Raw genomic sequence first — 14,056 nt, forward strand, 5'->3', positions numbered from 1 at the left:
CCGGTACGTCAGCCGGTCACCAGGCCGGCGACGAGGTTGATGGTGGTGGCGAGGATGCTCGTACCGAAGACGTAGGACAGCAGGGTGTGCCGCAGCACGATCGCGCGGATCGTCGGGCTGGACACGCTGGTGTCGGACACCTGGTACGTCATGCCGAGGTTGTAGCTGAAGTAGAGGAAGTCCCGGTAGGCGGGCGGCTGTTCGGAGTTGAAGTCGATCCCGCCGCCGGACGCGTAGTAGACGTAGGCGTACCGGGCGGCGTACATGAGGTGCAGCGCGGCCCAGGCCAGGAACACTCCGCACAGCGCGGTCGCGGCGGCGACGTGGCCGGTGTCGGACCTGCCGCGCAGGAGCAGCAGCACGATGGCGACGAGGCCGCACAGTGCCGCGCCGACGACCACGAGCTCCTCGGCGAGGGGGCGGAAGTCCTCGCGGTGGGCGTTGTCGTGGGTGGCGTCGGCGCCCAACGGCCAGAGCACCGCCCAGCCCGACACCACGAAGACGAGCTCCGTCACGGCGATGCCGACGAGCCAGCCGAGCGGGCCGTCGGTCGCGGCCCCCACGGCCCCGCCGCCGAGGACCCCCGACGCCACCGCCACGACGAGCCGGGGGGCGGCGGCCAACGGCAGACGGGCGCCCATCAGGCGCCGTCGCCCGAGTCGGGCGGCTCGGTGGTACGTGTCAGCGCCATGACCTTCATGGAGCGATCCTCGCAGGTCGTCGCAGACAGGCACGCGCAGGTTCCCGAAGGTCCTCGCTCGACATTCATACTTACCAGTCAGTAAGATCGCGCGCCGCGTCTACTCGCACCGCTTCTCGGGAGGCCCCTTGCGCCGCGTACGTTCGCCCCAGCTCCTCGCCGGACTCCTGGCCGGGGCCGGGGTCGCGCATCTTCTGGTGCCCAAGCCGTTCGACTCGATGGTGCCGCGCGTTCTTCCGGGTTCGCCACGCTCCTGGACCTACGCCAGTGCCGCGGTGGAACTGGCGCTGGCGGCCGGGGTCGCCCTGCCGCGCACCCGGCAGCGGGCAGCGACGGCCACGGCCGCGTTCTTCGTCGCCGTTCTGCCCGGCAACGTGCAGATGGCCGTGGACTGGCGCGACCGCCCGGCCCCGCTGCGGCGCGCCGCGCAGGCGCGGGTGCCACTGCAGGTGCCGCTGGTGCTGTGGGCGCGGAAGGTCGCCCGCGACGCGGAATGAGCGAGGGGCTACGCTCGACCGTCCCTCCCGTGAGCGCCGATCCGGCCTCGCCGGATGGTCACCGTCTCGTCCGCGGCGTCGGCGACCTCCTTCGAGTGGGTCACGACGATCACGCATTTACCCTCGTCGTGCGCCAGCTTCTGGAACAGGGTGATGATCCCCGCGGCGGTGTCGTGGTCGAGGCTGCCCGTCGGCTCGTCGGCGAACAGGATTGATCTCCATGGCGGCGGTGACGTTCTGGAGCGCGGTCATGTACGTCAGCAGGTTCAGGGACTGGAACACGGTGGCCGCGTGCCGGTTGCGGTAGGCGCCGAGGCCGATCTCCGCGATGTCCCTGCCGCGGAACCGTACGGTCCCCGACGTCGGTGAGTCCAGGCCGCTGGCCAGCGAGAGAAGGGTGGTCTTGCCGGATCCCGACGGGCCCGTCACGGCGTACATGCGGCCCTCCCGGAACCGGTGGGAGACCGCCTTGAGCACGACGCGGCGGCGGCCCCCGCCGGTGAACGTACGCGTCACACCGGCGAGTTCGAGGAGGGCGTCGTCGGACATGTCAGTTCCCCTTCGTCAGGATGGAGCGCGGAGTCAGCCGCAGGACGCGGATGCCCGGGACGAGCGTGGCGAGCGCGGCGGTTGGCCGAATCCATGACCGGGGGTACGTACTGCCCGGCGTCGGCCGTGCCGGATGTGTAGATACCGACGACCTCGAAGGAGTGCTCGGTCTCGTTCTTCTCCTGTCCGGGGCCGGGGAGTTCGCCTGCCTTCAGCTTGATCCGGTCGCCGACTTTCAGATGGTTCGCCTTCGCGAGGCGTTTCTCCATGACGATTTCGTTCCCTTTACTGTCCGGGGTGATGCCGTGCCCGGAAACCAACGGGGCCGGCTACTACCTGGGGCCGAGCCGATGATCCGGCCGCGCCGCGACCGCCGCGAGCCGCCACGGCCCCGGACCCTGAGCATTCACACCCGGCTCTTCCTGGGCTTCGGGGCGGCGCTCGCCGGGTGCGGGGCGCTCATGGTCGCGATCATCTACGTCGGCATCCGCTATCTGCCGACCTACGACTTCACGACCACCGTCACCGTCCCCCCGTCGGCGGCGTCCTCGCCCTCCCCCACCCCGTCGCGGCTGCGGGACTTCCGGCCGGCCCGTCCCGTCGAGGGCGGCAAGGTCGACACGGACGGCCTCGTCCAGGACAAGGAGGACGTGTGGAACACCGTCCTCGCGGTGTCGGTCGCCGGGGTGCTGCTGGTGACAGCGGTCGGACTCGGTGCGGGGTGGCTGCTGTCCCGCCGACTGCTCACCCCGCTGTCGGCGATCAACCGGGCCGCGGCCAGGGCCGGTCAGGGCGACCTGTCGTACCGGATCGGCGCGGAGGGCCCCGCCGATGAGCTCAAGCAGCTCGCCGACACCTTCGACACCACGCTGGAGCGGCTGGAGGAGTCCTTCGAGGCGCACCGCAGGTTCGCGGCGAACGCCTCGCACGAGTTGCTCACCCCGCTCGCCACGACGCGCGCCGTCCTCCAGGTGGCGGCGGCCGACCCGGACGCCGAGGAGTTCACCGAGCTGCTGCCGATGCTGGTGGAGACGAACGAACGCAACATCACCGTCGTCAACGAGCTGCTGCAGCTGGCCGCCACCGAGCAGGTCGAGATCGACGCGGAGCCGGTCGATGTGGCCGATGTCGTGGCCGAGGCGGTCGACGAACTGGCCGCGGACGGCGGCGATCCGGTCGTGCGGCTCGGTCTCCCCGATGCGGGCGCGGACTGCCATGTCGCGGGAAACGCCACGCTGCTACGGCAGTTGGTGGTCAACCTGCTCGGCAACGCCCGCGAGCACAACAGCCCCGGAGGGTCCGTGTCCGTGGCCGTCGCGGCCCACCGCGACGCCGACGCCGTGGTGCTCTTTGTCGCCAACACCGGCCCGGTGGTGGACCCGGCCACCGTGGACCGGCTCTTCGAACCGTTCTACCGCGCGCGGCCCCGCGTCTCCAGCGACCGGGGGCACGGCCTCGGCCTCGCCATCGTCAGCAGCATCGTCCGCGCCCACCACGGAACGATCACCGCCGAGGCGCCGGCGAGCGGGGGCCTGCGCATGCGCGTACGCCTGCCCGCGGCCGTCGGCATGGACGGCATCAGGGGCGTCGGCGTCATCGGCGGCTGAGCGCGCGAGGACAGGCGCTCAGGTGGACGCGCGGACCACCAGCTCCGGTTCGAAGATCCGGGACGTCGGCTCCGTGCGCTCGCCCTCGATGTGCTCCTGAAGAATGCGGGCCATCGCCCGCGCCATCTCCTCCACCGGCTGCCGTACGGTCGTCAGCGGCGGGGTGCAGGTGATCGCGACACTGGAGTCGTCGAACCCGACCACGGCGACGTCCTCCGGGATGCGTCGGCCCCGCTCCCGCAGTACCTGGCACGCTCCTTGCGCCATCAGGTCGTTGGCCGCGAACACACCGTCGAGGTGGGGATGGTCGTCCAGCAGTCTGGCCATCGCGGCGGCGCCGCTGTCGAGCGTGAACCCGCCCTCGGCGATGGGCACATAGGGCAGACCCGCCCGCTCCATCGCCTCCCGGAATCCGGCGAGCCGCTGCTGTCCGGCCGGCAGGTCCAGGGGGCCCGTCACCGTCGCCACGCGGCGCCGGCCGCGGTCCAGGAGGTGCTGCGCCGCCATCCGGCCGCCTTCGCCGTGTGCCAGATCCACGTAGCTGATGGGAGCGGGCAGCGCGGGCCGGGCGAAACACACGGCGGGCAGCCCCTCCCGGGCGAGCAGGGGCGGCAGCGGGTCCTCGGCGTGCGTGGAGACGACCAGCGCGCCGTCGGCCCTGCCCTCCCGCAGGTACCCCATCACCTCGTCCCTGGCCGATCCGGATTCGGCGAACATCAAGACCGGATGCATGGACCGGGTCCTGAGGAAGGCGACGACACCGCTGACGATGCGGCCGAAGAAGGGGTCGGCGAAGACCCGCGCCGCGAACGCGTTCCGGGCGCTCTCGTCCTCCTCGCCCGCGCCGGAGACCACCAGGGCGATGGTCTCCGCACGCCGGGTGACCAGGGAGCGCGCCGCTCTGTTGGGGGTGTAGCCGGTGCGCCGGATCGCCTCGCGCACCGTCTCGCGGATGGCGGGGTCCACGCTGGAGACCTCGTTGATCACCCGGGACACGGTCGCCCGCGAGACGCCCGCCTCACGGGCGACATCCTCCAGCGTCAAGGACTGTCGTTGCATGCACGCAGCTTAATCGTGCCGCCTCACCGCGCATAGAGCGCTCTCTTGCGGCTCGTCCGTCACGTCTTGTCGGGTGCCGTCGGCCCGCACCTGTACGTGTGCGGTGAGCGGGAGGTCTCCGGCCGAGCGTCCTACGTGCACGGTGAAGCGGCCCGGTTCGGCGGCCCACCCGTGCTCCTCGACGCTCCAGTGCCGCAGGGAGCGGCCGGAGATCTCGACAGTGGCCCGTGCCGTTTCGCCGGGCGCCGCGTGCACGGCCGCGTACCCGGCGAGCCAGCGCACGGGGCGGTCCACGTCCGAGTCCGGCCGGGAGAGATACACCTGGACGACCTCGCGCCCACTTCTCCCGCCCGTGTTCCGCACCTGTACCGACACGGTGAAACCGCCGTCCATCGCGGCGACTTCGGGCACGGTGACGTTCTCGTAGCGCCACGTCGTGTAGCCCAGACCGTGCCCGAACCAGTAGGCGGGGGCGCGTCCGGTGCGCAGCCAGGCCCGGTGTCCGACGTGGAGTCCCTCGTCGTACCTGAGGACGCCGTCGACGGGCCGGGTGGCGGTGACGGGCGCGTCGTCGAGACGTGCGGCCCAGGTCGTGGGGAGGCGGCCGCCGGGTTCGGTGTCGCCGCACAGGATCTGGGCGAGGGCGCCACCGGCTTCCTGGCCCGGCAGCCAGGTGAGCAGGACCGCGTCGACCGCGTAGCGCCAGGGAAGTTCGACGGGCCCTCCGGAATTGACCACCACGACGGTACGGGAGTTGACCGCGGCGACGGCGCGCACGAGGTCGTCCTGGTGTCCGGGCAGGGCGAGAGTGGTGCGGTCGTGTCCTTCCGATTCGCTGCCGTCGGTGGTGCCGACGACGACGATCGCCACGTCGGCCGCGCGGGCCAGAGCGACGGCTTCGGCGATCGCCTCTTCGGCACGGGGCGCGGGCGGGGCGGCGGTCAGGACGGTGGCGCGGCCGGTGTCGGGCGCGAGTTCGCGCCGTGCCACGACGAGGACGGGGGCGCCTTCGGTGAGGTGGTGGTGGGCCGTGGGACCCGGGGGGTTCACGTGGACGACGGCCGGGTCGTCGGTGCGCCGGGGGAACGTGCCGTCGATGATCCGATGGCCGTCCACGGTCAGTGACATCCGGCCGAACCCGCCGACGGCGAAGGCCCATCGGCCCGCCTTCTCCGGTGTCAGGAGGGCGCTGATCTCCACGGTGTGGGCGCCGTCGGTGAGGGCCGGTTCGAGCAGTCGGCCCGAGTGCCGGTGCTCGGCGTAGAGCTCGTTCCCGTCCGCGTCCAGCATGCGCAGCAGCACACCGGGCGCACCGGATCGTGGATCGGCGCAGTCCCGGGGGCCCAGCGGCGCGGGCGGGGCACCGAGATCCGGGCCCGCGGCATGGACGACGCGGGCCCGGCCACGCAGTCGTTCCCGGATGCCGTCCAGCGGCGGGACGACCCGCTCGGGGAAGACTCCGGCGCTGCCGCCGCCCTGTACGCGCGGCGTTACGGCGTGGGCGCCGATGACCGCGACCGTACTCAACTCGGCTTCGCGCAGCGGGAGTACGCCGTCGTTGTGCAGCAGCACCGCACCGGCTGTGACGGCGCGGTGCAGCAACCTCCGCGCGTGGGAGGGGCGTTGCGGCGTGCGCCCTCGCGGGGCGGGGGTTTCGTCCAGGGCACCGACCCGCCCGGCCAGGAGGAGCAGTCGGCGCACCTTGTCGTCGATCGTGGCTTCCGGCACCTGCCCGGCGGCCACGGCGTCGTCGAGCAGGGCGTCCCACGGGCCGCCCGGACCCGGCATCGCGAGGTCGAGGGCCGCGTTCGCCGTGTCCACCGCGGTGCGCAGGGCGCCCCAGTCGGAGATCACCACGCCGTCGAAACCCCACTCGCCCTTCAGGGGGCGGGCGAGCAGTGAACTCGCGCTCATGGTCGTCCCGTTGACACGGTTGTACCCCGCCATCACCGCCCAGACGCCGGCGTCGACGGCCGCCTCGAAGGGGGCGAGGAAGACCTCGCGCAGGGTGCGTTCGTCGACCCGCACGTCCACGGTCAGCCGGCCGGTCTCGGAGTCGTTGGCCACGAGATGCTTGGCCGTGGCCGCGACTCCCCCGGCCTGCAGGCCGCGGATCAGTGCCGCGCCGATCCGGCCGACCAGCCAGGGGTCCTCGGAGAAGCACTCGAAGTGGCGGCCGGCCAGGGGTGACCTGTGCAGGTTCAGGTTGGGGGCGAGTACGACGTGCACGCCCTTGCGGTGCGCTTCCTCGGCGAGCAACCCGCCCAGTTCCGCGACGAGTTGCTCGTCCCAGGATGCCGCGAGCGCCGAGGCGGAGGGCAGCAGGACCGAGGTGACGCGCTCGTCCCAGGCCTCTCCCCGTACCCCCGCGGGCCCGTCCGAGGTCACCACCTCGCGCAGGCCCACGGCGGGTTCGGCGCGGGTGCGCCAGGTGGTCCCGCCTGTGAGCAGCCGTACCTTCTGCCGCGGACTCAGCTTGTCGACCAGCCGGTCCGGCTCCTCGTCGGCCATTGCCCCACCCTTCGTACCCATAAACGTTCCGGAGAGCGTCGTAGAGCGCTCTCTCACGACTCTCTCACGACTCCCTGACGCGGTCGTTCTACCGGATCCGGATCACTTGTAGATGCCGAACTCCCAGAGGGAGTAGCCGTATCCGGTGCCGCGGGCGGTGCCGTTGACGCGGACGTAGCGGCCGGTGCCGGTCACGTCGAAGTCGTCGACGCCGCCATTGCCGTCGGTGACCTGACGCACGGTCGTCCAGTTCTGCCCGTCGTCCGAGGTCTGGATCGCGTACGCCTTCGCGTACGACGTCTCCCAGTTGAGCTGCACGTGCTTGAACGACTGACGGGATCCGAGGTCGACCTGGAGCCACTGCGGGTCGCTCCAGTCACTGGCCCAGCGCGTGTCGTTCTTGCCGTCGACGGCCTGCGTCGCGGTGCACGGGCAGTCGCCGTAGTCGCTGGTCTGCTGCGAGGAGGCGGTGGCCGCCTTGCCGACGGCGATGTTGGTCCCGTCGACCGGCGGCGGCACGACGCGCACCGAACGGGTCTCGACGCCGACGTTGCCCTTCCCGTCGGTGGCCTTGACGTAGATCTTCCAGACGCCCGGCTTGTCGGGAGCGGTCACTTTCAGGCGCCCCGAGCCCAGGTCGGTGGCCTGCATCGGCACGAGCTGCTTGCTCTGGTCGATGTAGTTGCTGTTGCTCAGCACTTGGTAGCTGAGCTTGTCGCCGTCCGGGTCGGTCGCCTTGGTGGAGACGATGAGGTCGCGTCCCGCGGGCACGCTCGACGCGCCGCCCTCGATGTCCATCTGCGAGATGACCGGCGGGGTGTTGTCCCGCGAGGTGTCGCCTCCGTAGGCCCGCTTCACCGCGTAGTACGACAGCCGCTTCTCGCCCGCGGGCAGCAGGTTGAACCAGATGCCGCCGAAGTCGTACTCGGTGCCGTAGTGGAACATGGTGGCGCCCAGGGCGACGCCCTTGTGCCCGGTGATGCAGCCCCAGGCCTTGGTGTATCCCGCGGCCTTCGCCTGGTCGGTGGGCTCCTGGGGGACGCCGTTGGCGTCGTCGGGCACCTCCCACTCCCCCGCGGGCCCGGTCTCGGTGACGATGTACGGCTTGGTGTAACCCCCTTGCTGCCAGGCCGACTTGACGTCACAGACGGCGTTGTAGGAGTTGACGGCGTACAGGTCGAGATCCGGCGCGTTCTTCTTGTAGTACGGCCAGGCGCCGACCCAGGCGTCGGTGGAGGTGACCGGATGGTTCGGGTCGACGCTGTGGATCTTCTTGGTGATGTCGTTGACGAAGGTGGTGTAGGCGTTGCGCTGCTTCTCCAACTCGTCGCCGCTGTAGCAGTTCTGCAGACCGAGAACGGATTCGTTGCCGACGTTCCACATCAGGACACCCGGGTTGTCCTTGTACGTGGCGGCCCACTTGGGAAATTCGTCGAGCATCTGGTTCTTGTACGTGGTGTCCGTCAGGTAGTTCACGCAGCCGCCGCTGCCGGGGCCGCCGCCGGGCTGCAGCCAGAAGCCCGCGATGACCTTGATGCCGTTCGCGGCGGCTGTGTCGAACAGCGGCTTGCTGGAGGCGTCGGTGCCCCAGGTACGGATGGTGTTGACGCCCATGGACTTCAGGTCGGGCAGGTACTTACCGGCGTCCGCGACGGACGGGCCCCAGGTCAGGCCCTTGACCTGGTACGGCGAACCGTTGACCTGGAGCTGCCAGTTGCCCTGCGAACCGGTCACCTTGACCACGTCGCTCGCGGCCTGCGCGTGCTGGGCGGGCAGGGCGAGGAATCCGGCCGCGAGCACGCCGGCGGTGAGGGGGGTGGCCAGGCGGTGCGATCTCCGGTTGACGGTGCGGGTCCTGCGCATGCGGGTGCCTCCGGTGGGGGTCGGTGAGAGAAGCAGAGGGGGTGAGCGACGGGGAGGTGGGGCGGCGGCCGGTCAGGGGGACCGCCGCCCCGGGTACTTACTTCCTTGCGCGGAACTTTCTTGCGGGGGTCTTCTTTGCGAGGGACTTTCTTGTTGAGGTCAGGGCAGTTCGTAGTGGTCGTTGAGGACCGCGCCCTTCTCGGGGTGGTTCTGGTCGTAGCCACGCGGGTCGCACTGCAGGCCGCCGACCACGCAGTGGTCCACCATCGCCTTCAGCGTCCGGTCGTCCCAGGCGTTGAAGAAGTCGTAGTGCCACGAGTAGCTCGGACCGCTGGACAGCCGCAGTTTCGACAGGTCGCCGTTGACGGGGAACGCCATCTTGAACTCGATCATCGGCAGCGCGACGGGGTGGTCGGCCGGGCAGATGTTGTCGTTCGTGCCGTTCTTCACCACCGGGTAGGCCATGTGGCTCTTGTGGTCGGGCGTGTCCAGGTACTTCCCGTCCCAGCAACTGGGGGCCTGGAAGCGGATGTTGACCTGGGTGGACGGCGTCGTGGGGCAGTTCTTGGGGAAGTCGACGTTGAAGAAGCTGTCACCGCACTCCCAGCCCTCGACGAAGCCGGGGTGGTTGCGGAACTCCTGCGCGGTCTGCATCGGGCTGCCGACGACGAACCGCAGCCCCTTGGGGAAGGGCCGCACGCTGGTGTAGTCGGTGACACCGGCCTTGTAGTAGATCGTCTGCTCGCCGACCGGCAGCACCGGCTTGTCGCCGTTGAGCATGGTGGGCATCCAGTAGCCGGACTTGTCGCCGGGTGCGAGGCACTTGGTGGAGCCGCTGTCGAGCGACGCCGTGGTGCTGTTCGCGTCGGTCGTCGTGTTGCCCATGAACGTGTGGTCGTGGGACTTGCCGGCCTGGCCCGGGTAGACGATGGGGTCGTCGGGCTTGGTGTGGGTGACGGAACAGTGCGCCTGGAACTCGTGGAAGTAGGCGTGCGGCGGCTCCTTCGTGGACGGTTCGACGCCGGTGACCGGCGGGTTCGCGGGGATGTAGCCGTCACCGTTCGCGTCCTCGGCGGCGGGCACGGTGGACGCGGCCATCGTGTGGCCCTGATGCGCGGAAGCGGACGACGACGAGGACGCCTTCTGTACGGGTGCCTCGGCGGCGCCCGCGGTGAGGGCCACCCCGCCCACGCCCAGCGTGGTCAGTACGAGTGCGCCGGATATCAGCAGTCCTGAGACGAGTTTCGATCTCCGTGCCATGGAGACCTCCTGCCATGTCGGTACGGCGTGTGGTGGGGGGTGGGCGGCGACGCGAGGGGCGGCCGCCGCCCGTGGGACATGTCGTGCGCGGAACCTGAGAGAGCGCTCTCTCGTCGCGGAGTGTTCTCGCTCTGACGTGGCAGTGTCAAGAGAAAGTGAACGCACTGTTTCCCGGGGCGACATCGAGCTCATGCGCTTCGGGAGCGCCATTGAGCCCTGCCAAGTGCCCTTTTGTCGCGGGAAGTTGCCCGCGCGGAGAGCGCTCCCGCCCTGGTTGTCGCTCCGCGCGTCGGCCGGCTCTCCGCCTGTATCGGCCGACTCTCCGCGCACGCCGACGGCCGCGGTCGCTACGCTCGATTCTTGTGACCCAGACCAGCCGCGTCCTCTTCGTGACGCCCGCCCTGAGCGTGGCGCAGCGCCGGGCCGCCTTCGACGACGGCGGCCCGCTCGATCCCGCGGGGGCCGCGCGGGCCCACGCGGCGGCGGGTTCGCTGCCCGCGGGCGCCCGCGTGGTGGTGTCGCCCAGCGCGCGATGCCGGGAAACCGCGGAAGCCCTGGGGCTCGCCGCCGCGTCGACCCGCCCTGAGCTGGCGGGGATCGACGCGGGGCGGTGGCGCGGCCGGACGCTGGACGAGGTGGGCGCGGCGGACCCCGAGGCCCTGGGCCGCTGGCTCACCGAGCCGGACGTCACGGCGCCCGGCGGGGAGTCGGTGGCGCAGGTCTGCGCGCGGGTCGCACGGTGGCTGAGCGGCGTGGAACCGGGTTCGGGGCGCCTCGTCGCGGTGGTGGAGCCGGATGTGGTGCGGGCCGCGGTCATCCATGCGGCGGGTGCGCCCCCGGCGGCGTTCTGGCGGCTCGACGTCGCGCCGCTGACGCTCACGGAACTCAGCGGGCGGCTGGGCCGGTGGAATGTGGCGCTCGGCCGTCCGCTGGGCACGTCCTGACGGCACCGAAGTGGCCGACGCGCGCTGCCTGTACGGCAGTTGGACGTGCCCCGGCACCAGAGGGCCGATCCGACGACGGAGCCGACCGCACTCCCGCTGCGGTCGGCAACGCCCGCTCCGGCCCCTCACCCGGCCGGCTCCCGCACAACGCGGGAGGGCCCCCGGACGACAACTCCGCGGGCCCTCCCCTGTGCCGGGCGGCGGATCACCGCCCGGCCGAGACCGCCCCGCCGGATACCGCGACGGCCCGCGGACGCAGCAGGCGCTCGGCCAACTCGCCGAAGAGCAGGCCGAATCCGCCCCACATCACGATCTGCATGGCGAGGGCGGAGAGCCTGAAGCGCCAGAGCAGAGTGGCCGGGAAATGGTCCGGCACGTCGTTGATCACGGGCAGCAGCGCGTACGCCAGTCCGATCACGACAGCGAACGCGAGCACCGCCAGGACCGCGGCGTACCACGTGCCGGTCCTGGGGGTCAGGCGCTTTCCCAGGATCGTCGCTCCGACGGCGAGGAGCACACTGAGCACCATCATCAGGAAGTACAGGATGGTCCGCTTGCCGATGGTGTCGGGGTTGCCGACGGCGGGCGGATTGGCCGGGTACTTCAGGAACGGGACGACGTACACGGCGAGCAGCGCGCAGGCCGACAGCAGCAGCGCCGTGGCGCGCGGGCCGAAGCGGCCCACCCGACCCAGGGCGAAGCAGTAGCCGAGTGCGGCGATGCCGCCGAAGGCGACCCCGTAGACGAGGACGCCGGTGGCGAGTCCGGCCGTGGACTGCAGGCTCCGCGAGACGAGTTCGACCTCGTCGCCGTGGGAGTGCCCGGCGTGGGCCTCCTCGAAGCCGATGGCGCTGTCGACGCTCGGCTCGCCCAGGAAGTAGGCGACGATCAGGGCGAGCACGCCGGCCGCGAGACCGGCGAGCATGCCCCGAACGAGTAGGTTTCGTACGGTTGTTGAGTTCATGAGCTGTGCGGTGTCCCTCTGGTCAGTGGCAGGGGAAACCGAGCAGGTGGCGGGCGTCGTGCACCCATTCATGAACTTCGGCGCCGCTGAACACGGACGTGGCGCCCTGCTCCGCGCCGACGAAGTACAGCAGGATCAGCATCAGGACGCCGAAGAAGGCGGCCCAGGGGGCGATCGCCTTCAACGGCAGTGTGGCCGGTACGGCAGGGGTGGTGGCAGTCGGCTGGGCGACATGCTGCGCCATGGCAGGGCCTCCTCGGGAGTTCGCGTCCCATCTCGGTGGTGCACAGGACGACAGCCACGGGTCTGACTCACGAGCGGTCCTGGGACCGCCCGCACACAGTGGCGCGACCGTGCCGGGCTTTCACCGGCTTCCGTCGTGCCGTCGTCGATACGCACTGAAGGTACCGCGTGTCGCGTGCATGGCCAAGAGAGCCCCGGCCGGAGTGATCTTGCTCGCAGTGCACGGGGACTACAGCGCGCTTTCGCCGAGACCGAGTTCACGCTCGCCCAGCGGTACGAAATGGCGCTCCACATCGGCGTCGCTGACCTCGGCGAGGGTCCGCGGCGACCAGCGGGGCCTGCGATCCTTGTCGATGACCTGGGCGCGGACTCCCTCGACGAAGTCCGGATTGCCCATTGCCACGCAGGAGACGCGGTACTCCTGGTTCAACACCGCTTCCAGGGAGCCGAGTTCGCGGGCCCGGCGCACCGCGGCCAGCGTGACCTTGACGGCGGTGGGCGATGTACCGAGCAGCGTTTCGGCCGTTTCCTTGGCCGCCGGGTCCCCGTGGTCGAAGAGCCGGCCGAGGATCTCCTCGACCGTGTCGGCGGCGAAGCACGTGTCGATCCAGGGCCGCTGGGCCGCCAGCTCGCCCTGGGGCGCGGGGCGCGCGTGGTCGGCCAGCGCGTCCCGCACCGGCCGCGTCGCCAGATCCGCGAGCAGGGCGGGCAGGGCCGGCGACGGGACGTAATGGTCGGCGAGTCCGCACAGCAGCGCGTCACCGGCCCCGATGTGCTCTCCCGTCAGCGCGAGGCGGGTGCCCAGTTCGCCGGGGGCGCGCGGGAGCAGGTAGGTTCCGCCGACGTCGGGCACGAAGCCGATGCCGGTCTCCGGCATGGCGATCCGCGAGCGTTCGGTGACGATCCGGACGCCGCCGTGCGCGGAGATGCCCACGCCCCCGCCCATCACGATGCCGTCCATCACGGCGACGTAGGGCTTGGGGTAGCGGGCGATGCGGGCGTTGAGGTGGTACTCGTCGCGCCAGAACTCCGCGGAGGCCGTGCCGTCGCCGTCCCGCGCGTCGTCGTGCACGGCGCGGATGTCGCCGCCCGCGCACAGGCCGCGCTCCCCGGCACCGCTGATGACGACCGTCTCCACGGTGTCGTCGTGTTCCCACGCGGTCAGCGCCCGGTCGATGCGGACCACCATGTCGTGGTTGAGCGCGTTCAGGGCGCGCGGCCGGTTGAGGACTAGGTGGCCGGCCCGCCCTTCCCTGCGTACGAGGACGGGGGGTTCGCCGCCGGTCATCCGATGGCCTCCGTCGGGGCAGGGGTCGTGAGGACGCGCATGATCTCGTCGTTCCTTCCAGGACACGGGACCCGCAGGGCCCGGACGATCTTCTCGGTGTCATCCTCTCCGATCGCCCCGCGGGTCACGCGGCGGCCTGTCAGGCGGTGGCCAGCGACACCTCGGTCGACTTCATGAGGGCGACGACGGAGGAGCCTGCGCCCAGGCCGAGGTCGGTGACCGCGTCCTTGGTGACGGCGGCGGTCAGTTCACCGCCGTCGACGGAGATCTTGACGGTGGCCATGGCGCCGCCGGTGGTCACGTCGGTGACGGTGCCGGGCAGTTGGTTGCGGATGGACAGGCCCTCGACGTGGCCGGTGGCGAGCGCCACCTCGGTGGACTTGACCAGGGCGCGGACCGGGGATCCTTCGGCGAGGCCGAGGTCCTAGACGGACTCCCGGGTGATGGCGGCCGTGAGGTGCCGGCCGCCGTCGAGACGGACCGTGACCGTCGCCATCACTTCGCCGGAGGTGATGGCGGTGACGGTGCCGGGCAGTTGGTTGCGGATGCTCAGGGTCATGACGGCGCGCCT

General features: G+C 71.1%; 13 protein-coding genes, 1 pseudogene and 1 riboswitch. Of the genes and pseudogenes, 3 read left to right on the forward strand and 11 right to left on the reverse strand.

Annotated elements, in window-relative coordinates; all coding sequences use genetic code 11:
- Window positions 1-8 precede the first annotated feature (8 nt).
- A complete protein-coding gene (locus ACIREE_RS29915; protein ID WP_404158817.1) occupies window positions 9-641 on the reverse strand; it encodes a DUF1345 domain-containing protein in 633 nt (210 codons plus the stop codon).
- 187 nt (window positions 642-828) lie between these two features.
- Here ACIREE_RS29915 and ACIREE_RS29920 point away from each other — a divergent pair, with 187 nt between their 5' ends.
- Window positions 829-1,197 (forward strand): hypothetical protein, encoded by a 369-nt coding sequence (locus tag ACIREE_RS29920; RefSeq protein WP_404158820.1) that lies wholly within the window; start codon window positions 829-831, stop codon window positions 1,195-1,197.
- A 117-nt stretch (window positions 1,198-1,314) separates the two neighbouring features.
- On the opposite strand, the gene ACIREE_RS29925 is transcribed toward ACIREE_RS29920, so the two are convergent.
- The gene (locus tag ACIREE_RS29925; protein WP_404158823.1) at window positions 1,315-1,746 is read right to left on the reverse strand and encodes an ATP-binding cassette domain-containing protein; all 432 of its coding nucleotides are present in this window, start codon (window positions 1,744-1,746) and stop codon (window positions 1,315-1,317) included.
- A complete protein-coding gene (locus ACIREE_RS29930; protein ID WP_404158826.1) occupies window positions 1,710-2,015 on the reverse strand; it encodes a hypothetical protein in 306 nt (101 codons plus the stop codon). The genes ACIREE_RS29925 and ACIREE_RS29930 overlap by 37 nt, the downstream gene beginning before the upstream one ends.
- 81 nt (window positions 2,016-2,096) lie before the next feature.
- Between ACIREE_RS29930 and ACIREE_RS29935 the strand changes: the two genes are divergently transcribed.
- Window positions 2,097-3,353 (forward strand): sensor histidine kinase, encoded by a 1,257-nt coding sequence (locus tag ACIREE_RS29935; protein ID WP_404158828.1) that lies wholly within the window; start codon window positions 2,097-2,099, stop codon window positions 3,351-3,353.
- A gap of 18 nt (window positions 3,354-3,371) precedes the next feature.
- Here ACIREE_RS29935 and ACIREE_RS29940 read toward each other — a convergent pair whose 3' ends face one another.
- From ACIREE_RS29940 to ACIREE_RS29955, 4 genes are all read right to left on the reverse strand, one after another.
- Entirely contained in the window at window positions 3,372-4,412 is a 1,041-nt protein-coding gene (locus ACIREE_RS29940) for a LacI family DNA-binding transcriptional regulator (RefSeq protein ID WP_404158831.1), read from the reverse strand.
- Window positions 4,413-4,421: 9 nt separating this feature from the next.
- Window positions 4,422-6,923 (reverse strand): glycoside hydrolase family 3 C-terminal domain-containing protein, encoded by a 2,502-nt coding sequence (locus tag ACIREE_RS29945; protein WP_404158834.1) that lies wholly within the window; start codon window positions 6,921-6,923, stop codon window positions 4,422-4,424.
- Between the two features lie 102 nt (window positions 6,924-7,025).
- Window positions 7,026-8,786, reverse strand: coding sequence for a discoidin domain-containing protein (locus tag ACIREE_RS29950; RefSeq protein WP_404158837.1), 1,761 nt, complete (start codon window positions 8,784-8,786; stop codon window positions 7,026-7,028).
- Window positions 8,787-8,945: 159 nt separating this feature from the next.
- Entirely contained in the window at window positions 8,946-10,046 is a 1,101-nt protein-coding gene (locus ACIREE_RS29955) for a DUF1996 domain-containing protein (RefSeq protein WP_404158840.1), read from the reverse strand.
- A gap of 362 nt (window positions 10,047-10,408) precedes the next feature.
- Here ACIREE_RS29955 and ACIREE_RS29960 point away from each other — a divergent pair, with 362 nt between their 5' ends.
- Window positions 10,409-10,990 carry a histidine phosphatase family protein gene (locus tag ACIREE_RS29960; protein ID WP_404158843.1) on the forward strand — a complete coding sequence of 194 codons (582 nt, stop codon included), beginning with the start codon at window positions 10,409-10,411 and terminating at the stop codon, window positions 10,988-10,990.
- Between the two features lie 205 nt (window positions 10,991-11,195).
- Here the strand turns inward: ACIREE_RS29960 and ACIREE_RS29965 are convergent, their stop codons facing one another.
- The 4 genes and pseudogenes from ACIREE_RS29965 to ACIREE_RS29980 form a co-directional block, all read right to left on the reverse strand.
- Window positions 11,196-11,954, reverse strand: a complete 759-nt coding sequence (locus tag ACIREE_RS29965) for a CbtA family protein (protein ID WP_404158846.1) — start codon at window positions 11,952-11,954, stop codon at window positions 11,196-11,198.
- Between the two features lie 22 nt (window positions 11,955-11,976).
- Complete coding sequence (locus ACIREE_RS29970) at window positions 11,977-12,198, reverse strand: CbtB-domain containing protein (protein WP_404158849.1); 222 nt, start codon at window positions 12,196-12,198, stop codon at window positions 11,977-11,979.
- A 60-nt stretch (window positions 12,199-12,258) separates the two neighbouring features.
- Window positions 12,259-12,330, reverse strand: a riboswitch (cobalamin riboswitch).
- Between the two features lie 96 nt (window positions 12,331-12,426).
- Entirely contained in the window at window positions 12,427-13,485 is a 1,059-nt protein-coding gene (locus ACIREE_RS29975; protein ID WP_404158852.1) for an enoyl-CoA hydratase/isomerase family protein, read from the reverse strand.
- A gap of 139 nt (window positions 13,486-13,624) precedes the next feature.
- Window positions 13,625-14,044, reverse strand: a pseudogene (locus ACIREE_RS29980) (molybdopterin-binding protein).
- Window positions 14,045-14,056: the final 12 nt, after the last annotated feature.

Origin of the sequence: Streptomyces sp. NPDC102467 (genome assembly GCF_044765445.1) — a bacterium.
Classification (GTDB): Bacteria; Actinomycetota; Actinomycetes; order Streptomycetales; family Streptomycetaceae; genus Streptomyces.